Origin of the sequence: Pseudomonas sp. GM41(2012) (assembly GCF_000282315.2) — a bacterium.
Lineage (GTDB): Bacteria > Pseudomonadota > Gammaproteobacteria > Pseudomonadales > Pseudomonadaceae > Aquipseudomonas.
Genome location: NZ_AKJN02000006.1, coordinates 49211 through 70944, shown reverse-complemented (window position 1 = coordinate 70944; position 21734 = coordinate 49211). Strand labels below are relative to the sequence as shown.

Sequence of the window (21734 nt, the reverse complement as noted above, 5' to 3'; positions counted from 1 at the left end):
AGCGCTTTCCTTTCGACTATGTTGCTCGAACAAGAACACCGATGAGAGGTTTCAACTGCTTCTCAAATCGGTAGATAAGGAGTTAACAGCTATGCTGAGCACTGGATCTGAAAGCCCCCCTCCTGCCCTATTGGAAATGCATTCCATCTCGAAGTCATTCAATGGGGTGCGCGTCCTGCATGACATTGACCTCAGTATTTTCCCTGGACAAATCCACGCGCTAATGGGCGAAAACGGCGCCGGAAAATCCACCCTGATGAAAATACTATCGGGGGCCTATGTCGCCGACAGTGGCACTATTCGAATCGACGGATGTGAGATTCGAAACTATGGCGTGAACGATGCGAAGCGCCATGGCATATCCGTCATCTATCAAGAGCTCAGCTTGTGCGCGAATATGAGCGTGGTGGAGAACATCTACCTGGGTAGAGAGATTCGACGATGTGGAGTTATAAACCGCAAGGCAATGACCGAAGGTGCGCTCGTAGTACTAAAGCGACTTGGCGTCACATTTGATCCGCACGCACTGGTCGGTACCTTGTCGATTGCGGACCAACAACTTGTTGAAATCGCGCGTGCAATTCATGCCGATACGCGAATCCTGGTGATGGACGAGCCTACAACGCCGCTATCCACAAAAGAAACCGAAAGTCTTTTTACATTGATTCGCCAGCTACGTGATGATGGCGTCGCGATCATCTATATCAGCCATCGTATGGCCGAGATATACGCATTGTCCGACTTTGTTTCGGTGCTCCGGGACGGTCGTTACGTTGGTTCGCTGGATCGCGTCACGCTGTCAGCTGAAACCCTGGTCCGGATGATGGTTGGCCGCGATGTTTCCGGCTTCTACGCCCATGAGCGTCCTTTGTGCTCTTACGAGCAACCGATACTACGTGTTCGCAATCTTACAGATGACTTCAAAATTCAGGATTGCAGTTTCGATCTGTATGCCGGCGAAATTCTCGGGATTGCAGGACTGGTGGGTTCTGGAAGAACCGAACTTGCCCGATTAATCGCAGGCGTCGACGCGTACTCAGGCGGAAAGATTGAAATGGACGGCGAAGTTGCAGTCATACGCTCTCCTCGCGATGCAGGTAACGCAGGCATCGTCTATCTGACAGAAGACCGCAAAGCACTGGGCCTTTTTCTCGACATGAGTGTCCACGACAATATCAATGTATGTGTTGTGGGAAGTGATGCTCGATATGCGGGGTTCGTGGACCGAACCGCCGGAACTGGACGTACCAAACAAGCAATCCAGGCACTCAATATCAAAGCGTCTTCAGATATCAATGTTGGAGCACTGTCCGGAGGCAACCAGCAAAAAGTTTTGCTGGCTCGTCTGCTGGAGATGAAGCCCAGAGTATTGTTCCTCGACGAGCCTACATCGGGTGTCGACATTGGGGCTAAATCAGAAATATATAAAATCATCAATGCATTAGCAGCATCCGGCGTTTGCGTAGTGATAATTTCAAGTGAACTACCAGAAATCGTTGGAATTGCCGACCGTGTATTGGTCATGTGTGAAGGTAAACTTGTCACCGAACTCGGTGGCCACAGCGGTCTTGATATCACACCTGAAGCCATTATCGCGTCTGCCACAGGCAGCGACAGGTTGACTCTAGCCAACGGAGACTTAGTCCAATGACTTCCCCACTGCAAAACAAAGTAGCAAGTGACTTCACCACGCCTGATGTACGAAGCATCGCCGGAGTTTCCACCCAGGATAAAATGCGCCAACTGATGAGAGTGGCGGGCATGCTGCCCGTACTGTTACTCCTTTGCGTGGGCTTTGGCCTGATGAGCGAGAGCTTTTTCTCGGTTCAGAATTTCTCGATCATCAGTCAGCAAGCCTCTATCAATGTGGTATTGGCGTCAGGTCTGACTTTCGTGATTTTGACAGGTGGAATCGACCTTTCGGTTGGTTCGATTCTGGCTGTTTCCGCAGTAGTGGCGCTATTGGTATCGCAAGTTCCGGGTTTTGCTCCCCTGGCCATCGCTGCGGGGCTTGGAGTCGGACTGCTGCTAGGGCTCGTCAATGGTGTATTGGTCGCGTTTGGAAAGCTACCGGCATTTATAGTCACGCTAGGCGGTTTGACTGCGATGCGTGGAATCGCACGCCTCATCGGCGAAGACAAAACGGTTTTCAATCCCGACCTGTCCTTTGCTTACATTGGAAACGATACGTTGTTCGGGGTGCCATGGCTGGTTGTAATCGCGGTAGTCGTGGTTACTCTTTCGTGGGTTATTCTTCGACGTACGGTGTTAGGCGTACAGATTTACGCAGTGGGCGGTAATCCTGAGGCCGCACGGTTGTCGGGAATCAAAGTCTGGAAAGTCCTGTTATTTACTTATGCCCTGTCCGGTTTATTGGCGGGCGTGGGGGCCATCATGACTTCCGCTCGACTGATGGCTGCTAATGGACTGCAAATGGGACAGTCTTATGAGCTCGACGCTATCGCCGCCGTTATTCTGGGAGGCACGCGCTTTACAGGAGGCGTCGGCACTATCGTCGGTACGCTAATTGGCGCCCTGATTATCGCCACACTTTCCAATGGCCTGATATTGCTGGGAGTTTCGGATATCTGGCAATACATTATCAAAGGTGTTGTCATCATCGGAGCGGTAGCCCTCGATCGCTTTCGGCAGTCAGGTGCACGAACCTGAATCATATATACCCCCCCACACTCCAATAACAAGAGACAGTGTTCATGAAAAAAATAATATTTACCGCTGTTTGTACACTACTGGCATTTAGCAGCGCTCAAGCGCGAGAGTTGAAATCCGTCGGGATAACTGTTGGCTCGCTGGGCAATCCTTACTTTGTCGCGATGGTAGATGGCGCCAAAGCCGAGGCCCTGCATATCAATCCCGCCGCAAAATTTATCTCAGTGTCGGCAGATTACGATTTGAATAAGCAGTTCACTCAAATCGATAACTTCATTTCTTCGGGCGTAGACTTGATTCTTGTCAACGCCGTCGACCCTGTCGCAATCGCGCCTGCGATTGCGAAAGCAAGGAAGGCAGGCATAGTGGTTGTGGGCGTAGATGTCATGGTGCAAGGTGCCAACGCCACGGTACAGACCGATAACGTCGAAGCCGGCAGGATTGTATGTCAGTACATCTCTGAGAAACTGGGTGGCAAGGGTAACGTTATTATCCAGAATGGTACGCAAACTTCAGCAGTCTTGGACCGAGTCAATGGCTGTAAGAGTGTTTTCGCGCAGGCGCCCGATATCAAAGTACTGTCTGATAATCAGGATGCCAAAGGCTCGCGCGAAGGTGGCTACAGCGTGATGCAAGGCGACTTGACTCGCTTTGCAAAAGTCGACGCGGTGTTCGCGATCAATGACCCCCAGGCCATAGGTGCAGACCTGGCAGCAAAACAACTCAAGCGCAAAGGCATCATTATCGCATCGGTGGATGGAGCTCCCGATATAGAGACTGCGCTCAAAAGCGATACACAGATCCAGGCATCCGCCTCCCAATCCCCTTGGGGCCAGGCACAACAGGCCGTAACGATGGGTTATGACCTGTTGAATGGCAAATCTTTGGAAAGCACAACGGTATTGCTTCAACCCTCACTGGTAACACGAGCCAACGTCATGGAGTACAAAGGCTGGCAAGCTGACCACTGAGCGATTGAGTCAAATGACATAGGGGTCCCACCTCTGTCATGCGGGAAATGGCTGCTGCGAGGTGCTCGCAGCGGCCGAACGGCATGAAAAACCCTAGAAGGGCGAACCTACGGGAAACCTGAGCGACGGCTGCTGAGGAGAGATTTGGCATGTTTACCAAAACAAACACAATAGTAAGCACAGAGCTACTCAACTACGTTAAGGCTCTGTCTGGTAATCGAATTGTCGTTGCGCTAGCGGGGCCGCCTGGTGCCGGTAAGTCCACCGTTTCTCAGGCCTTGGTAGAGGCTCTTAATAGCGTTATGCCGGGGAGCGCAGTTGTCGTTCCCGGGGATGGCTTTCATTACGATGACGCGGTTCTTGGATCCTTGAACCTTTTGGATCGTAAGGGCTCACCTGATACATTCGATGTGGGTGGCTTCAGGAGTCTGCTGCTGCGGCTTCGTGCGAACAACGAACCAGTGATTGCCGTTCCGGTATTCGATCGAATCCTGGAGATATCCCGTGCTGCAGGACAGTTGATTCCCTCTGACGTGAAATATCTCATCGTGGAAGGAAACTACCTTCTATTAGACCTCGCCCCATGGTCGTCCTTAAGAGACTGTTTTGACGCCACCATAATGCTGCAGGCTGACCGCAGAACCCTGGAAGCGCGCCTGCTTGATCGATGGCGATCATTGGGTTTCGATGAGGCTACTTCCTATGAAAAAGTTCATCGCAACGACCTTCCGAATGCCGACATTGTGATTTCGGCCAGCAATATCGCTGACTTCACGATCACAAATTAAGATCCCAATTCCTCTCTTTTGAGAAAGAATCACGCGTTAACCAACAGCTTTGCTTGGCTAGCTTTTTAACGCTAACAGGCCTACGAACGCTATCAACAACTTGTAGCGAACCTTTAAGAGCGAATGACTATGTATCTGGTATGTGGTGAAGCGCTGTTCGACTTCTTCAGTGAAAACGACGTCAACGCTCAAGCTTCAAAAGTGAACTACAAAGCGATTGCCGGTGGTTCGCCGTTCAACGTCGCCGTTGGCTTGCGCCGCCTGGGCATCGACGTCGCGCTGTTCGCCGGGCTGTCCAGCGACTACCTCGGCCGGCGTTTACAGCAAGTGCTGCAGGAGGAAGGCGTGCGCCCGGACTACCTGCAGGACGTCGACGCACCGACCACTCTGGCGATGGTCGCCGTCGGTGCCGACGGCTCGCCGCATTACAGCTTCCGAGGCGAAGGCTGTGCCGATCGCCAGCTGTTGCCGGGGCATTTACCTGAGTTAGGCGCTGAGGTGCGTGGGTTGCATATCGGCTCGTTCTCGCTGGTGGTGCAGCCGATTGCCGACACCCTGCTGGCCCTGGTCCGCCGGGAAAGCGGCAAACGCCTGATCAGCCTCGACCCCAACGTGCGACTGAACCCGGAACCGAATATCGAACTGTGGCGCGAACGCATCAACACTCTGGTCGAGCATGCCGACCTGATCAAGGTCAGCGACGAGGACCTGAACCTGCTCTACCCCGAGCGTGATCCGCAGAGCGTGATCCATGGCTGGCTGGAACACCGCTGCCAGCTGGTATTCCTCACCCGTGGCGGCCAGGGAGCAACGGTGTTCAGCCGCCGCCATGGCAGTTGGTCGGCGCCGGCCTGCGCGGTGGTGATGGCTGATACCGTGGGCGCCGGCGACACCTTCCAAGCGGCGTTGATCGCCTGGCTGACCGAACAGCAGCTGGATTCGGTGGAGGGTTTGCAGCGCTTGAGTCGCGAACAGATCGACGCGATGCTCACCTTCGCCGTCAGCGCCGCCGCCCTGACCTGCGGCAAGACCGGGCCGGACTTGCCTTATCGGCATCAGTTGGATTGATATCTGGTCAGGATCTGTATCGCGGGCATTGCAGTTTTCGCGAGCAAGTAGGGTCCCCCCACCAAAAGTGTGCTCCGCTGCGCTACGAACTGCGCTACGAACTGCGCGACGCTGCTATTTACGTGCTCATAAGGGTCATAAGGGTTGATGCCCTGGGCAACCAAAGCACGCGCCTCATCACGGCGACAGTGCTTGTCCGAATTCAAGACTCTCACTTGAGACTCAATTCAGGACTTAAAAGCACTGGATGGTGCTGGATTTCAGTGGTTCCCGCCGGAACGAAAAAAATGACCCGAAAGCACGTACTCGGACGCTCAGGGCATCGTGACCATCGGCCTGCCCCGGGCCGGCTGGTGGGGCATTGCAGCGCTCGACATCGGCTCAACGAAAACCCATAAGGGCAAACCCCTGTCGCAAGACGCCGTGCTGTGGGTGCAGGCCAAAGACATGAAATGACACTCAATGCCGACCTCATGGCAAGGGCACTGCCAATCTATCCGCTACAACGTGTACGAGAAACCCATTTGCACGGTTCTCGGCGCGCCCGGATAGGCGTAAACGTTGCCAAAGGCGCCTTCATCATAGTGGCTGTCGAACACATTCTTCAGGTCGAGGTTAAGCCGCAGGTGCTCGTTGACTTTGTAAAAGCTGAGCAGGTCGAACACCTCGTAGCTATCCATGGAGAAGGCATTGGCCGCGGTCTGGCCGGCGCGCTCGTCGACATACTTGGCGCCCAGTCCCAGGCCCAGTCCTTTGAGGCCACCGTCCTGAAACTCGTAGACGTTCAGCAGGCTGAAACTGTTGCGCGGAATGTTCACCAGGCGGGTGCCTGACTTCAGCACGTTGTCGTGGGTGACTTCGGCATCCACGTAGGCGTAGCCACCGATCATGCGCCACTCTGGCGTGAGGTTGCCGGCCACATTCAGATCGAAGCCACGGCTGCGAACTCCACCCGCCGCAACGCTGAAGGTGGAGTCCACAGGGTCTGTCGTCAGGACATTGCGTTTTTCGATCTGATACACCGCGGCGTCCACGTTTAACTGACGATCAAGGGCCTCCCACTTGACACCCACCTCATAGGATTTCCCTTCTTCAGGCTTGAAGCCGCCCCCCGTTCGACTGGCACCGCTGTTGGGCTTGAAGGACCGCGCCGTATCGGCATAGATCGCCACGGTCGGGGTCAGATCGTAGATCAGCCCCAGACGCGGGGTAACGGCGTTGTCGCTGTTGGTCCAGCTCGGGCCGTTGACGAGGTAGTTGTCGTAATCCTGTTCGAAGCGTTCGAAACGCACGCTAGCCAAAGCTTTCAACCCCTCGGCCAGGGTCACCTGGTCTTGCACGAAAGCGGCATAGGTCTTGAGGTTTTCCTGATCGTGGGTGGTGGTGCGAGTCAACGCCGGACGCGGCTGGCCGTAGACCGGATTGAAAATATCGATGGGGTAGGCACTCACCGCCCCACTGGAGCGACGGATGATCGACTTGTAATCGTAATCCTCATACTCGATGCCCGTGAACAACGTGTGGTCGAATCCACCGGTGGAAAAATGTCCGGTCAGATTCAACTGCACATCAAGGTCACGCCACTCCAGCTTGCGATAGTTGAAGTTGCGCCCCAGCGTTCGGCCGTCGGCAGCAACACCGTTGGCTTCGATAGCATTGCCTTGCAAACTGCCGTCGAGATATTGCGTGCCACCGCCCAAGGTCCAGTCGTCGTTCAGGAAATGCTCGAAACGCAGTTGCGCCATGTTGTTGTCGTTGTGCAGTTTGCCGATATCCTTTTCACCGAAAAAAGTATCCCGCGACGCGACGCCGATCTGATTGCGATAGCGGGTCACACCCCGATCGAGCGGCGCGTTGTTGCGCATGAAATCGCCTTCGAAGGTGATACGGGTGGTGTCGTTGACCTGCCAACCGAGGACCGGCGCCACACCGTAACGCTCGTTTTCAACGTGATCACGAAAGGTGTCGCCACCCTCGCCTATCACGTTGAGCCGATAGGCCAGTTGCCCTTCATCATCCAGCGGTCCTGAGGCATCCAGCGTTCCGCGACGCATGCCCTGATCATTGAGCTGACTGCCCAAGGTCACAGTGCGCTCGGTCAGGGGTTGTTTGGACACCACGTTGAAGGTGCCGCCCGGGTCGCCACGGCCATAGAGCGTGGTGGCTGGCCCGCGTAGGACCTCCAGGCGCTCGATGGTATTGGCATCGGGCATGTTCGGATAACCGCGGTTGATCGGGAAACCATTGCGGTAGAACTCACCGGTGGTAAAGCCACGCACGGTGAAAGTGGTCAGGCCCTGGCCACCGAAATTGTTCGCGCGGCCCACGCCTCCTGCGTAATCGAGAGCGTCTTGCAAGCGGGTGGCGCCGAGGTCTTCCACGACATCCCGGGTGACCACGCTGATCGATTGTGGGGTTTCATGAATCGGAGTGTCTGTGCGCGTCGCACTGGCCGAACGGGTCGCCCGATACCCCTGGACCGGGCCCTGGGCCGGCTCTTCGAATGTGCCGTTGATGTCGATCGCTTGTAACTCTATTGACGCAGGATCAGTCGGTGCCTGGTCAGCCCAGGTGGTCGGGGAAATGGCTTGGATCACACACAGAGAAACGAGAGTTCGACGCATCGACATACAACCTTGAGAAGATGCCGGGCACCTCAGGAGCTCGGCGAGAATTGACATCGAATAATATCAATTCCCATTCTCAGTCGGTACTTTTTTATCTCGCCAGAGTAGTGAAAAAGTTGCGAGATTAACTCCTATGATCAACGTGGCCAGGTCTATCAGTGATGCAATAGCCTCATAAAGCCTCTCGCATAGGCTTTGAAAGGCCGGAAAATCCTGAGTAATGAGCTCAAAGTCCATCGCGATATAGTTTTATACCCGAACGCTGGCAAAAGTTGATTCGTTGCGAGCTTGGCCGAGCGCCGACGACGGGGCGGACAACGGTGACAGCCCCAGCGCTTGTGGCAGCGGTATCATTGCCACTTGTTGCGTGGTGTTGGAACCCACACGCTCGTCGCGTGGTGGAATGCCGTAGTACTCGCGGTAGCACTTGGAGAAGTACGGTGTGGACACGAAGCCACACACCGACGCCACTTCGATGATCGACATGGGTGTTTGCTTGAGCAGTTGTCGGGCGCGAATCAGGCGCAGTTTCAAGTAATAGCGGGACGGTGAGCAGTGCAGGTATTTCTGAAACAACCGCTCCAGCTGACGCCGCGACACGGAAACAAAAACTGCCAGTTCGTCGAGGTCGATCGGTTCTTCGAGGTTGGCGTCCATCAGCGCCACGATTTCCTGCAACCTTGGCTGGTTGGTGCCAAGCGTCATGATCAGTCCTGTTCCGTACACCCAAACTTCAAGTAGAGGCGATGGCTAAAGAAACCAATGATATACGCCCTGGTTTCAATTAGGCACCAAATCCCAACTAGGTATACTTGAATACACCTTCCCCTGGCCGGTCGCTCCCCCCTTGCCATATCGGTACGTCATCTATGGCGCGGCCCTGAGCGTACCAGCGGGCGCTTTCGTGTGGAAACGCCGGCATCACCCGTGGCGACGCTGTATCACCCCGCCAACGGACATCTACGACTCGCACGTAGATGCCCGGGACCCACTGTAATTTAATCCAATTCTGACGGATGTTGAGTGGCCGTATCAGGTCAGTCATTGAAACAGTCAAGCTGCACTCAACAACGGATTGCGACTCGACCTCGCAACATCCGAGGCTAGACCTCTGATTTTTTCAGACTAAACCTTTGTGGCATCGCACTCTCTACTCCGCAACAAGGCTCAAACCAATTCGGCTAAAGATGCCGGATTGAAGCCCTTTAGGTCTGCGTAATCGCCTTTTTCAACTTTGGCGGCCCAATCCTTGTCACTCAGCAGAACACGCCCTACAGCGATCAGATCAAACTCTTCGCGCTCCATGCGCTCGACGAGCCGATCCAAACTCGCAGGAGTTGATCCCTTGCCGGCGAAGGCATTAGTAACATCATTTTCTAGCCCAACCGAACCAACACTGATGGTCGCGGCCCCGGTTACTTTCTTCGCCCAGCCCGCGCAGTTCAGGCCGTTCTCACCGTCAATCTCGGGGAACTCAGGTTCCCAGAAGCGACGTTGTGAGCAGTGCAGGACGTCGACACCAGCCTCGACTAATGGCAACAGCCAGTCTTCCATCACAGCTGGCGTTTCAGCGACGCGTACTCCGTAATCCTGTTGCTTCCACTGGCTGACACGCATGATGATCGGGAATTCAGGGCCAACAGCATGACGAACAGCAGATACGATCTCGCTGGCAAAGCGCGAGCGTTCCTTGATTGTCGGGCCGCCGTAGCGGTCGGTGCGCAGATTGGTACCAGACCAGAAAAACTGATCGATCAAATAACCATGGGCTCCGTGGATCTCAACGGTATCGAAGCCCAGTCGTTTGGCATCCGCTGCGGCCTTGGCGAACGCTGCTACCGTGTCGGCAATGTCCTCTTCACTCATCGCCACACCACGCAGGTCGCCTGGCGAATCAAGGCCCGACGGGCTTTCCACTGGCGCATCTGGCTCCCAGTCGTTGATGTAACGCGTGGCACCGGTGTGCCAGATCTGCGGTGCCATGCGCCCGCCAGCGTTGTGGACCGCATCGATCACGTTTTTCCACCCAGCCAGCGCCGCTTCGCCGTGAAAAAAAGGAATGCCGGAATCATTGCGTGATGCCGGGCGATCAATCACGGTGCCTTCCGACAAAATCAGCCCGACACGTCCCTCTGCCCGCCGCCGGTAGTAAGCAGTGCTCGCTTCACCCGGGATGCCTTCAGGTGAGAACAGACGCGTCATTGGCGCCATGACAATCCGGTTTTTCAGTTCAAGCGACCGGATGGAAAAAGGACGAAATAAAATGCTGGTATCAGGGTTTGACATTGGATGGAGTCCATTTGCTTTTGGAAGCCATATAAGTATATTTTGTAAACCAAATGTCAATTAGGCACCTAGAGTCGCCTAGGTATACATGAGGAAACTTCGATGCTGGAATTAAAGCCGCAATGTTTTTCGTCGGAGTGCCCAAGCCGGGCGCTGTTCGACCAAATCGCAGATAAGTGGTCAATGATGGTTCTGGCAGTACTTGATGACGGACCGCATCGCTTTAATGCCATCAGGCGCCGCCTGGAGGGCGTCACTCAGAAGGCACTGACACAGTGCCTGCGACGGCTGGAACGAAATGGTCTTGTCTCGCGCAAGGTCATTTCGTTCTCGCCTGTGGCAGTCCAGTATGAGATCACCCAACTTGGTCGAACACTGCAGCAGCCATTTCGCGAATTGCATAAATGGACGCTCGATAAATTGCCCGAGGTTGAAGCGGCCCGGTTGAAGTTTGACGAGGCGGCGCAGGTAAGCCTGACGGAATGATTTTTTATTGACTCGCCGCCACTGCCAAGTATTGAGCGTGCAGAATTTTCGTCACAATAACGATATAGGATAATTAATAAAAATCCGGTTTTCATCAAACTCATTGGCGCTGAAACCCCTGCGAACATTCGAATTTCGCCATCTAACGCTGAGATTTTTCAGCCGATATATCAGCGGTGATAATTCAGAGTCCAGTCGCCCACGGGCTGGCTGTGGGTGAGGTTGACATATTGTTGCTGGTAGATATCGGTCAATTCGGCGTACCACAGACCGATCTGGGTGCGCTTGTCGTTGAAGCTGTATTCGCCGCCGCCGAAGTTGAAACGGTCGGAGGTGAACGCGGCTTTGCCGTTCATGAACATGTCTTCCATGCTCGCGTCGTTGCGTGGGCTGTTGCTACGAAACTGGCCGCCAAAGAGGGTCAGGCCGGCGATTTCATTGGAGGTCACCTGGCCGCCACTAAAGGTCCACAGATCGAAGGCGCCCTGGCCGAACAGGTTCGCTAGAGCGCCAGGTTGTAGTCCTTGAGCCAAGCCCCCAGGGAGAGCGCCGTTTAAAGTTCGGCCAGGCGACAACGCTGAACACGACCAACACTACTGCGCCAACGCACGTAAAGTGGAGCAGCGGAACGATCGACAAACGCCAAAGGTTGGTTACAGCACGGAACCTGTCGCAGATGAAGCCGATATCAAAACCAGGTTTCCATCTGTATGCCGTACTGCCATACACCTCCGGCGTTGAAGTCCGACTTGCCGAAGTTGTCTGTGGAACTGTATCGGTCCAGGTCCGAAGACCAGTTCATGAGGCTTGCGAATACTCGCAATTCAGGACGTGTGAGCAGGTCTCCAACGTCAGGTTTGAATGTCGGGGCGATAGTGAATTTCCAGAAGTTGCCGTCGACCGCATTACGTTGCAGGTAGCCCTTGGGGTCGAGGTTCATGGTTTGCCAGCTCAACTCGTAGGCCATCTCGAAATTGCTGTTGATTTCATTGGCCAAACGCACGTTCAGTGTCATCCAGCGATAGTCATCACCTTTGACGTATCGATCCTTGCTCTGTTCGGCCAGCAAACTGGGGCCGACTCGCCAGCCAGGTGCAAGGGGTGTCTCGCCGTAAAGCGCCAGCCGCAGAGCGCGGGCGTCGTCGATCAGTTCGCCATCCGAGCCAATGTTTTTGACTTCTGCCCCCAGACCTTGCCCATAGAGCAGCGCCATTTTGAAGAAGCCTTCCCTGCCGAAAAAGTCTTTCTGGTGATTGGCCAGCATGCTGTGCAAGCCGGAATCCGCAGGCGTCAGACCCGCTTCATTGGTGCGGGTGCCGATGTCGTTTTTCTTTGAGCCAATGCCATTGAACATCCACTGCCACTGACCATTATCGAAGAACTGGTTAGAGGTCAGGATGTAGCTTTCCACATCGGCATTGATACCGCCCTCACTGAAATCCCCGTAGTTACGCCCGATCAAGGAGTAATTCGACCGCCAGTTTTTATTCATCTGCACATCGTAGATTCCACCTCCGGTGCCGGCCAGAAAGACGACGTCCGAGTCCAGCCAGTGGATATCGAAATTGTCCCTATCGAATCGCTTGCCTGCCCACAACGTGGAGTTTTCGAACACCGAGCTCCCCTTGAAGGCGGCGAGATGATCGAGTTCGGTAAAGACCTGACGCACGTTCAGGTTGCTCTCATCGGCCGTCCAGTCATTGGAACTTTCCACACCGTCGGCAATGGAAACCGTGAATTTGGAATGGGTGCCGTTCTGCGCATAGGCCTCTTTCGACAGGTCGATGCGCATGTAGGTATCGTCTTCATTGCCGAGTCGCCCGACGGCGCCACCGACTGACCCGGCCGGGGTTGTATAAGGACCGCCACGTCCACCCCCCAGTCCATCGTTGATCAGTAATCCGGAGCGAGCGTAACCCTTGAAGCTGAACCCGTCAGTGAGGTGTCCTCCGGTACTCCCCTGCTTTTCCATGCTTTGCTGACGGGCTTCGAGTTTTGCCAGTCGGGTGTCCAAAGCAGGCGCCGAAATGGCTGTCGCAGTGGACCCGGCGGGTTGCAAGACGGGAGCGGCGAGTTTGATCTGCTGCAATTCCCTGGCAAGCGCCTGGGTTTGCTGTTCGGCTGCGGCCGCACGCTTTTCCGCGGCGCTGGCACGGGCTTCAAACGCGGCCATGCGTTCTTCCAGAGTCGCGGCCTGAGAGGTCGCCGCCGAGGTGCCGAGCACGCCTGCGAGTAGCCAGCTTGATGCTTTCTGCATGTGGATTTCCCTGTTTTGTTTTTATTGTTTTGTTCCCGCGACCGGCCTTTTTTCCTTAGGTATCAATTGTCAAAATCGACGAAAAAAAGGATGCCTCATCGCAAATACGCTGCTACATTTGGCGATGTTAACGTTAACTTCTCTAAAAACAAAAATAAAGAGGGCTTTATGAAACAGCTGAAATCTCTCCTTCCAGCAGCGCTGCTCACCCTCTGCGCCGGGCTTCCATCTCTCTCGAGCGCAGCCGATTTAACGATCTCGTGCGGTGCGGTAGGTGCGGAACTGCAACTCTGCAAGGAGGCTGTCGAGGCGTGGTCGAAACAGACTGGCAACAACGTCGAGGTGGTTTCCACGCCTAACTCGGCAACCGAGCGGTTGTCGTTCTACCAACAGATTCTCAGTGCGCAATCCAGCGACATCGACATCATTCAAATCGATATGGTGTGGCCGGGGATGCTGGCCAAACATCTGATGGATCTGCGCGAGGTGCTTCCCGCTAACGCGACCCAAGGTTACTTCCAGGCACAGGTGGATAACGCCACGGTGAACGGACGGCTGGTGACAATGCCGTGGTTTACCGACTCGGGTCTGCTGTACTACCGCAAGGACTTGCTCGAGAAGTACAACCAGCAGGTGCCACAGACCTGGGAGGAAATGACCGCTACCGCCAAGAGTATTCAACAGGCCGAGCGCACTGCCGGGAATCCCAATGCATGGGGTTACGTATTTCAGGGGCGCGCCTACGAGGGCCTGACGTGCAATGCGCTGGAGTGGATCAGCAGCCAACCGGAAGGCGGACTGGTCAATTCACGAGGCGACATCGTGGTCAACAATCAGGCCTCAAGGACAGCTTTGACCCTGGCGAAAAGCTGGGTCGGAGACATCTCCCCGCGGGGCGTGCTCAATTACACCGAGGAAGAAGGACGTGGCGTATTCCAGTCGGGAAATGCGCTGTTCATGCGTAACTGGCCGTATGTCTGGGCCCTGGTTCAAAGTCAGGACAGTGCCGTAAAAGACAAGGTCGGTGTCGCTCCCCTGCCCCGCGGCGGCGAAGCCGGCACCCATGCATCCACTCTCGGTGGCTGGGGCCTGGCGGTATCGCGTTACAGCGCCCATCCAAAACTTGCCGCCGAGCTGGTGAGCTACCTGACCAGTGCCCAAGAGCAAAAACGTCGTGCCCTGATAGGCGCCTATAACCCGGTTATCGAGTCGCTGTATCAAGATCCCGAACTGCTCGCGGCAATGCCTTATTACGCTCAGTTGCACAGCATTCTCAACGATGGGGTGATGCGCCCCGCCTCCATCACTGCCGATCGCTATCCACGGGTCTCCAATGCGTTCTTCGATCGAGTGCATGGCGTGCTCGCGGGCGAGTTGCCTGTCGATCAGGCGCTGGCCGAACTGGAAAGCGAACTCACGCGCATCAAACGCCGGAACTGGTAAGCCACAAGGAAGGAAATCACCATGTCTGTCTCTACTACCCATGCCCCCTGTGACGAGCTTCTGCTCACCAGGGAAACGCCCGTACAACGTCGCCGAGTACGCGCTGCCTGGCTGTTTCTGACGCCGATGTTGCTGTGTCTGGCCCTGGTGGCGGCCTGGCCGTTATTGCGCACATTCTGGTTCAGCCTGACCGACGCCAACCTGGCGGACACCGGTGGCGGAACCTTCATAGGCTTTGGCAATTATCTGTTCCACAACGGTTCCACCTGGTCGGGCGTCCTGGTCGATCCTCAATGGTGGAACGCTGTGCGCAACACCTTGCATTTCACCGTGGTGTCCGTGGGACTGGAAGTCGTACTGGGACTGCTGGTGGCGTTACTGCTAAACATCAAGTTCACCGGACGTTCTCTGGTACGTGCGTTGATTCTGATTCCCTGGGCGATTCCGACCATTGTCTCGGCGAAGATCTGGTCATGGATGCTTAACGACCAGTTCGGCATCATCAATCACCTGATGCTGAGCCTTGGCCTGATTGACGCGCCCCTGGCCTGGACGGCAGATGCGGATTTGTCGATGTGGGCGGTGATCATCGTCGACGTCTGGAAGACCGTGCCTTTTGTCACGCTGCTGATGCTGGCGGCCTTGCAGATGTTGCCGAGCGATTGCTACGAAGCCGCCAGGGTCGATGGCATTCATCCGCTGAAGGTGTTCTGGCGTGTCACGCTGCCCCTGCTGATGCCCGCACTGCTGGTGGCGGCGATCTTCCGCATCCTCGACTCGCTGCGGGTATTCGACGTCATCTATGTGCTGACCTCGAACTCGTCGAGCACCATGAGCATGTCGGTGTATGCCCGCCAGCACCTCGTGGAGTTCCAGGACGTCGGTTACGGCAGCGCGGCCTCGACGCTGTTGTTTCTGGTGGTTGCGGTCATCGCCATGCTTTATCTCTACCTCGGACGCCGTCAACTGGAGGTCCGGTCATGAACCTGCGCCTACTGAAAAAATCACTGTTGCGTCTCGGATTCTGGTGTCTGATCGGGGTTCTGCTGCTGTATGCGGTCTTCCCTTTCTACTACGCCATCGTGACTTCGCTGAAGCCGTCCAGCGCCTTGTTCGAGGTGAGCTACTGGATCGATAACCCCGACTTCTCCAATTACGCGGCGGTACTCCATCAAGCCTCATTCCTGCGGGCGATCGGTAACTCGCTGGTGGTTGCGCTGTGCGTGGTGACGCTGGCGCTGTTCCTCAGCCTGACCGCCGCCTATGCCTTGGGCCGGGTGAAGTTCCGTGGGCGTGGCACGGTCTTGATGATGGTCCTTGGCGTGTCGATGTTTCCCCAGGTCGCGGTGCTGTCGGGGCTGTTCGAAGTGATCCGCGCCCTGGGCCTGTACAACACGTCCTGGGCGTTGATCCTGAGCTACACGATTTTCACCCTGCCCTTCACCGTCTGGGTGCTGACCACGTTCATGGGGCAACTGCCCCATGAACTGGAAGAAGCGGCAATCATGGATGGCGCGTCCCCATGGGTCACGCTGACCCGGGTGCTGTTGCCCCTGCTCTGGCCTGCACTGGTCACCACCGGCTTATTGGCCTTCATCGCAGCGTGGAACGAGTTCCTGTTTGCCCTGACCTTCACTCTCACCGACACGCAACGCACGGTGCCGGTGGCCATCGCCCTGATTTCCGGCGGCAGCCCCCATGAGTTGCCTTGGGGGTTGTTGATGGCCGCCTCGGTGCTGGTCACCGTCCCACTGGTGATTCTGGTGCTGATCTTCCAGCGCCGAATCGTTTCCGGTCTCACTGCCGGCGCGTTAAAGGGTTGATGCCCAACAAAGACAAGGAACAGCATCGTGATCAAATTGAAACTGGACAACGTGAACAAACAATTGGGCGGCATGCGGATTCTTCGCGACGTCAGCCTGGAAATCGCGACGGGTGAATTCGTGGTGTTCGTCGGCCCTTCGGGCTGCGGAAAATCGACCCTGCTACGACTGATCGCCGGCCTGAATTCGATCTGCGGCGGTGACCTGTTGATCGACGGGCGTCGGGTCAACGACCTGGAACCGCGCGAGCGTGGCGTCGGTATGGTGTTTCAGTCTTATGCGCTGTACCCGCACATGAGCGTCTACGACAACATCAGCTTTGGTCTCAAACTGGCCAAGACTGAAAAGAGCAGCCTGAGCGAACGCGTGCTGAAAACAGCGCAAATCCTTCAATTGGACAAACTGCTGCAACGCAAACCAAAGGAACTGTCCGGTGGGCAGCGTCAGCGTGTGGCCATGGGCAGAGCCATGGCGCGGGAACCGGACATTCTGTTGTTCGATGAGCCGCTGTCCAACCTGGATGCCTCGTTGCGGGTGCAGATGCGCAACGAAATCGCCCGGCTGCATGATCGGCTGGGCTCGACCATGATCTATGTCACCCACGATCAGGTTGAAGCGATGACCCTGGCCGACAAAATTGTCGTGCTCAATGGCGGTCGCATCGAGCAGGTCGGCTCACCGCGCGAACTCTATGAACGCCCGGCCAGTCGCTTTGTCGCCGGTTTTCTCGGTTCGCCCAGAATGAACTTTCTGGCGGCGCGCCTGCATGCGCCAGGTAAAACCAGCCTGGTTCATACCCCCGTATTGGGGATGAGTTCCCTGCCCTTTGACAGCTCGAACCTGGCGGCGGACGCACAGTTGAGCCTGGGAATTCGCCCGGAACACCTGTCGCTCAAGGCAGCGGATGGAACCGCCGGCGTCGTTGTGACCGCGGTCGAGTATCTGGGCAGCGAAACCTATGTGCACCTCGATACCGGTCAGGACGAACCACTGATCTGTCGTTGTGAAGTCAACGCCGGATGGCGAGTGGGCGATCAGGTCGAGCTGCAGCTGGACCCCGGCAATCTGCACCTGTTCGACGCCGATGGCACAGCCTTGAAACGCTACCCACAGGCCCTGGCAGACGACGTCCCGCTGCACTCGGTACGAGAAGCAGCCCTATGACCTTGGCTTTGAATTCCATGAACGATCCGATGTCCGCTACCCTTGAGCTTGCGCAGCATGCGCTGAATGATGGCCTGTCTCGCGTCATCCACGATTACCAACCCGGTTATCATCTTGCCCCTGCGGCGGGCTGGATGAACGACCCAAACGGGGTAGTGTACTTTCGCGGCGAATACCACGTTTTCTATCAGCACTACCCCTTCGAAGCGAAATGGGGCCCGATGTATTGGGGGCATGCCAAGAGTGCCGATCTGGTCCATTGGCAGCATCTGCCCATTGCGCTGGCGCCCGGCGATGACTTCGACCGTGACGGTTGTTTTTCCGGTAGCGCGGTGGTGTGTGGCGATACCCTGGCACTGATCTACACCGGGCACACCTGGCTAGGGGAAGTGGGTGACGAACGCTCGATCCGTCAAGTCCAGTGCCTGGCCACCAGTACCGACGGCATCCGGTTCATCAAGCATGGCGCCGTCATCGAGACCGCGCCTCAAGACACGATCATGCACTTTCGCGACCCCAAGGTCTGGCAGGAGGATGACTGTTGGTATCTGATTGCCGGCGCACGCCTGGGCGATAAACCGCTGCTGCCGCTGTACCGTTCCACCGATCTGCACACCTGGGAGTTCCTCGATTATGTGGCCAGCGGCAGCGAGGGCGATGGCTATATGTGGGAGTGCCCGGATCTGTTCCGGCTGAATGGGCGCGATGTGCTGCTCTACTCCCCTCAAGGCATGCAACCCCAGGGTTACGAGCGGCTCAACAAATACCAGACCGGTTATCGAGTGGGCCGCCTCGACAGCGAATGGCACTTCACCGGCGGGCCTTTTATCGAGCTGGATAACGGCCACGATTTCTATGCCGCGCAAACGCTACTGGCCGCCGATGGTCGACGTCTTGTGTGGGCATGGCTCGACATGTGGGAAAGCCCGATGCCGAGCCAGGCCCATCACTGGTGCGGCATGCTCGGTTTGCCGCGCGAACTTGACCTGTGCGCCGATCGCCTTTGCGTGTATCCGGCACGGGAGCTCACCGCTCTGCGCCAGGCGCCATTGCCGGGCACGCTCTGGTGGGGTGAGTCGGGAACCCGCTGGGTGCCGGAAGTGAATGGCGATATGCTCGAAATCCATGTGCATCTGGATCTGCTCGGCTGCACCGATGACCACCTCGGAATCGCCTTGCGTTGCAGCGATGATGGTCATGAACAAACCCTGCTTTACTACGATGCTGCGCTGCAGCGCCTGGTGCTTGACCGTAGCCGCTCGGGTGCGCAAGTCAGCGGTCAGCGCAGCGTGGCGATAGACCCGACACAAGGGCAACTGGAACTGCGGGTGTTTCTCGATCGCTCGTCCATCGAGGTGTTCGACGAAAACGGGCGCTTCAGCCTCAGCAGTCGCCTCTATCCGCGGCCCGACAGCCTGGGCGTGAAGCTGCTGGCCAGCGGAAGTGGCGGGCGTGTCTGCATTCCCAAGGCATGGCCTCTGGCCTCGGGATGGCTATGAGCAGCGTCATTCGAGTCGCGAGAAGCCCGGGCCCTGTGTCATGATTCTGCGTCAACCTGACCGGCCTCGCCTCGCATGACTTCAGTGAAAGACGTTGCACAACTGGCCGGCGTGTCCCTGATGACGGTTTCTCGCGCGCTCAACAACCCGGAAAAACTGAGCCCCGAAACCCTTCTGCGGGTGCGTCGTGCCATTGATGAACTGCAATTCGTACCGAGCCTGTCGGCGCGCAAGATGCGCGGCGACAACCTCCAGTCGCGAACCATCGGTGTGTTCGCGCTGGACACCGCGACCACACCGTTCGCGGTCGAATTGCTGCTGTCCATCGAACAGACCGCGCAGCAGGCGGGTTGGAATGTGTTCATCCTTAACCTGTTGAGCAACCCGCCCACCGACCAGAACATCGACCTTATGTTATCGCACCGTCCCGACGGATTGATCTTCAGCGCCATGGGGTTGCGCCAGGTGAGCATTCCCGAGCGGTTGAAGAGCAAACCACTGGTACTCGCCAATTGCCTGGCCGATGACAGTCGCCTGGTCAGTTATGTGCCAGACGACGAAAAGGGGCAGTATCGAGCCGTACATCACGCGTTAAGCCAAGGCTATCGGCGCCCTCTGTGTATCAATCTGCCAAAACAGAGTCTGGCCTGGGACCTGCGACAAAAAGGCTTGCAGCGTGCCTGTCAGGCATTCGGCCTGGCGCCTGACGCACTCCTGCAATACGACCTTTCTGATCATGATGCCTATGGCGAAACCGCAGCCATCCTCGACCGGCACATCATTGAGGGTCGCCCCCAATTCGACATTCTGATCTGTGGCAACGACCGCATTGCCTTCTGTGCCTATCAGCTGTTGTTGGGCCGGGGCCTGAAAATTCCCGACGATGTCGCCGTGCTCGGCTATGACAACATGATCGGCATTGCCGAACTGTTCATCCCGCCGCTGACCACAGTGCAACTGCCGTACTACGAGATCGGTCGCAATGCTGCCCGGCACCTGATCGAGGCCCTCGAGGTATCGGGAGCCCAGCCAGTCGATTGTCCATTGGTGGATAGGGCGTCGCTATGACAGATTGCGCCAGAAAATCCGATGACCCAGGCAGGACATTTCCCGCTACCTCGGCTCACTGTCCAAGTGAACGATCTTCGACGCTGATAACCGAAGCAGTGAACGCCCAGCACTTCCAGGGTCTCGCGGACTGAATCTTCAGCATGCCCTGGGGCTCGCCGACGATCTGTGCACGCGCCATGCCCTTGAAGAACGCCTTGCCCACTTCGTACGGTACCTTGGCCTGAGTCAGCTCCTGCTCGTTCTTGCCGATCGAGCTGATCTCCGGAATGGTGTAGATGCCGGTCGGCACGTCGTTGACGAAGCGCCAGCTATGGTTGTCAACGATGCTGCCAGCGGCCGAACGACCCTGGTCTTAGACACGTTGGGAACCTGGCTATAGTTGAGGCGTGATGATTGTAGTGATGGAGCCGCAGGTGAGCTAATCGGGGACTGTCCCCAGTTTGCGTGGGAGGGTGCCATGGCAACTGTTACCGATACGCTGAAGCTGTTTCTCGCCGGCGACGTCATGACCGCCCGCGGCATCGACTCAGTACTGCCGCATCCTGGTGATCCGCGGCTTTACGAAGCTTACGTCAAGAATGCCGGCGACTACGTCCGGCTGGCAGAAAGACTCAGTGGCTCGATTCCATGCCCAGCCGATTTTACCTATGTCTGGGGCGTTGCGCTGGAAGAGTTCGAACTTCGTCGGCCACACGCACGCATCATCAATCTGGAAACTGCGGTGTCCCGCCGCGGACGACCGGAGCCAAAGGGCATCAATTACCGCATGAGCCCGGAGAACTTCCCGGCCATCAGCGCAGCCGGCATCGACTGCTGCGTGCTGGCCAACAACCATGTGCTGGACTGGGGGGCAACCGGGCTGGCCGATACGCTGGATACCCTGGCGAGCAACGGTATGTGCAGCGCTGGCGCCGGGCACAATCGGCAATCTGCCGAAGCGCCCGCCGTGCTGCCGCAGCCTGGCGGGCGGCGCTTGCTGGTGTTTGGCCTCGGTGCACCCGACAGCGGCATTGCGCCGGATTGGGCCGCCACGGATAGGCGCGCGGGCGTCGCGCGACTGGAAGATTTGTCGATGCAAAGCCTGCGCCCTGTGGCCAAACGGATTCTCGAGGGCAAAAATCCGGGGGATCTGGTGGTCGCCTCCATTCACTGGGGCGGCAACTGGGGGTTCGATATCCCGCGCGAGCAGGTCCGGTTCGCCCATGCCTTGATCGACGAGGCCGGAGTTGACGTGGTGCACGGGCATTCCTCGCACCACGTCAAGGGCATCGAGGTGTACCACGAACGCCTGATTCTCTATGGCTGCGGTGATCTACTGAACGATTACGAAGGCATCGAGGGCCACACAGCCTTTCGCGGCGATCTGGGGCTTCTGTACTTTGCCTCGCTGGACCCGGGCGGGCACCTGCAGTCGCTGGACCTGATACCCACCCGCGTGCGTCGCTATCGCATTTGTCGCGCCGAAGGGGATGACCGTCAATGGCTGCACGACACCCTTTCTCGCGAGTGCGCACGCTTGGGCAGCAGCATCCAGCCGGGCGCAAAAAATGCTTTCGAGTTGCGTTGGTAGGAGCGTCTGGA

Annotated in this window: 18 protein-coding genes and 3 pseudogenes; 14 read left to right on the top strand and 7 right to left on the bottom strand. The window is 56.8% G+C overall.

Going from position 1 to position 21734, the window contains the following annotated elements:
• Positions 1-91 precede the first annotated feature (91 nt).
• The 6 genes from PMI27_RS25240 to PMI27_RS32215 all read left to right on the top strand — a co-directional run bounded on the left by PMI27_RS25240 (position 92) and on the right by PMI27_RS32215 (position 5953).
• On the top strand, positions 92-1651 hold the full coding sequence (locus tag PMI27_RS25240) for a sugar ABC transporter ATP-binding protein (protein WP_008145814.1): 1560 nt from the start codon (positions 92-94) through the stop codon (positions 1649-1651).
• Positions 1648-2670, top strand: coding sequence for an ABC transporter permease subunit (locus tag PMI27_RS25245; protein WP_008145812.1), 1023 nt, complete (start codon positions 1648-1650; stop codon positions 2668-2670). The genes PMI27_RS25240 and PMI27_RS25245 overlap by 4 nt, the downstream gene beginning before the upstream one ends.
• Positions 2671-2714: 44 nt before the next feature.
• Positions 2715-3641, top strand: coding sequence for an ABC transporter substrate-binding protein (locus PMI27_RS25250; protein ID WP_008073813.1), 927 nt, complete (start codon positions 2715-2717; stop codon positions 3639-3641).
• A gap of 149 nt (positions 3642-3790) precedes the next feature.
• A complete protein-coding gene (locus tag PMI27_RS25255) occupies positions 3791-4429 on the top strand; it encodes a nucleoside triphosphate hydrolase (protein WP_008145810.1) in 639 nt (212 codons plus the stop codon).
• A gap of 129 nt (positions 4430-4558) precedes the next feature.
• Entirely contained in the window at positions 4559-5497 is a 939-nt protein-coding gene (locus PMI27_RS25260) for a carbohydrate kinase family protein (RefSeq protein WP_008145808.1), read from the top strand.
• A gap of 324 nt (positions 5498-5821) precedes the next feature.
• Positions 5822-5953, top strand: a complete 132-nt coding sequence (locus PMI27_RS32215) for a hypothetical protein (RefSeq protein ID WP_274519667.1) — start codon at positions 5822-5824, stop codon at positions 5951-5953.
• 44 nt (positions 5954-5997) lie between these two features.
• Here PMI27_RS32215 and PMI27_RS25265 read toward each other — a convergent pair whose 3' ends face one another.
• From PMI27_RS25265 to PMI27_RS25275, 3 genes and pseudogenes are all read right to left on the bottom strand, one after another.
• Positions 5998-8121 (bottom strand): TonB-dependent siderophore receptor, encoded by a 2124-nt coding sequence (locus tag PMI27_RS25265; RefSeq protein ID WP_008145806.1) that lies wholly within the window; start codon positions 8119-8121, stop codon positions 5998-6000.
• Positions 8122-8373: 252 nt separating this feature from the next.
• A pseudogene (locus PMI27_RS25270) lies at positions 8374-8823 on the bottom strand (helix-turn-helix domain-containing protein); the annotation flags it as partial.
• Positions 8824-9291: 468 nt separating this feature from the next.
• Complete coding sequence (locus PMI27_RS25275) at positions 9292-10410, bottom strand: NADH:flavin oxidoreductase (protein WP_008145803.1); 1119 nt, start codon at positions 10408-10410, stop codon at positions 9292-9294.
• Between the two features lie 102 nt (positions 10411-10512).
• Between PMI27_RS25275 and PMI27_RS25280 the strand changes: the two genes are divergently transcribed.
• Positions 10513-10896 (top strand): winged helix-turn-helix transcriptional regulator, encoded by a 384-nt coding sequence (locus PMI27_RS25280; RefSeq protein WP_008145801.1) that lies wholly within the window; start codon positions 10513-10515, stop codon positions 10894-10896.
• A 51-nt stretch (positions 10897-10947) separates the two neighbouring features.
• On the opposite strand, the gene PMI27_RS32375 is transcribed toward PMI27_RS25280, so the two are convergent.
• From PMI27_RS32375 to PMI27_RS25285, 3 genes and pseudogenes are all read right to left on the bottom strand, one after another.
• A complete protein-coding gene (locus PMI27_RS32375) occupies positions 10948-11163 on the bottom strand; it encodes an OprD family outer membrane porin (RefSeq protein ID WP_443200775.1) in 216 nt (71 codons plus the stop codon).
• Positions 11082-11363: pseudogene (locus tag PMI27_RS0229105) on the bottom strand (OprD family outer membrane porin); the annotation flags it as partial. The gene PMI27_RS32375 and the pseudogene PMI27_RS0229105, both read right to left, overlap by 82 nt.
• A gap of 221 nt (positions 11364-11584) precedes the next feature.
• Positions 11585-13153, bottom strand: a complete 1569-nt coding sequence (locus tag PMI27_RS25285) for a carbohydrate porin (RefSeq protein WP_008145797.1) — start codon at positions 13151-13153, stop codon at positions 11585-11587.
• Between the two features lie 168 nt (positions 13154-13321).
• Between PMI27_RS25285 and PMI27_RS25290 the strand changes: the two genes are divergently transcribed.
• The 6 genes from PMI27_RS25290 to PMI27_RS25315 all read left to right on the top strand — a co-directional run bounded on the left by PMI27_RS25290 (position 13322) and on the right by PMI27_RS25315 (position 20150).
• A complete protein-coding gene (locus tag PMI27_RS25290; RefSeq protein WP_008145794.1) occupies positions 13322-14596 on the top strand; it encodes an ABC transporter substrate-binding protein in 1275 nt (424 codons plus the stop codon).
• 21 nt (positions 14597-14617) lie between these two features.
• Complete coding sequence (locus PMI27_RS25295) at positions 14618-15580, top strand: carbohydrate ABC transporter permease (protein WP_008145793.1); 963 nt, start codon at positions 14618-14620, stop codon at positions 15578-15580.
• Positions 15577-16419, top strand: coding sequence for a carbohydrate ABC transporter permease (locus PMI27_RS25300; protein WP_008008788.1), 843 nt, complete (start codon positions 15577-15579; stop codon positions 16417-16419). Before PMI27_RS25295 ends, PMI27_RS25300 begins: the two co-directional genes overlap by 4 nt.
• 27 nt (positions 16420-16446) lie before the next feature.
• Positions 16447-17583 carry an ABC transporter ATP-binding protein gene (locus tag PMI27_RS25305; RefSeq protein ID WP_008145792.1) on the top strand — a complete coding sequence of 379 codons (1137 nt, stop codon included), beginning with the start codon at positions 16447-16449 and terminating at the stop codon, positions 17581-17583.
• A complete protein-coding gene (locus tag PMI27_RS25310; protein ID WP_008145791.1) occupies positions 17580-19082 on the top strand; it encodes a glycoside hydrolase family 32 protein in 1503 nt (500 codons plus the stop codon). The genes PMI27_RS25305 and PMI27_RS25310 overlap by 4 nt, the downstream gene beginning before the upstream one ends.
• Positions 19083-19157: 75 nt before the next feature.
• On the top strand, positions 19158-20150 hold the full coding sequence (locus PMI27_RS25315) for a LacI family DNA-binding transcriptional regulator (protein ID WP_008145790.1): 993 nt from the start codon (positions 19158-19160) through the stop codon (positions 20148-20150).
• A 63-nt stretch (positions 20151-20213) separates the two neighbouring features.
• Here the strand turns inward: PMI27_RS25315 and PMI27_RS25320 are convergent.
• A pseudogene (locus PMI27_RS25320) lies at positions 20214-20505 on the bottom strand (hypothetical protein); the annotation flags it as partial.
• A 105-nt stretch (positions 20506-20610) separates the two neighbouring features.
• On the opposite strand from PMI27_RS25320, the gene PMI27_RS25325 reads away from it, so the two are divergent.
• Entirely contained in the window at positions 20611-21723 is a 1113-nt protein-coding gene (locus PMI27_RS25325; RefSeq protein WP_008147057.1) for a CapA family protein, read from the top strand.
• Positions 21724-21734 lie beyond the last annotated feature (11 nt).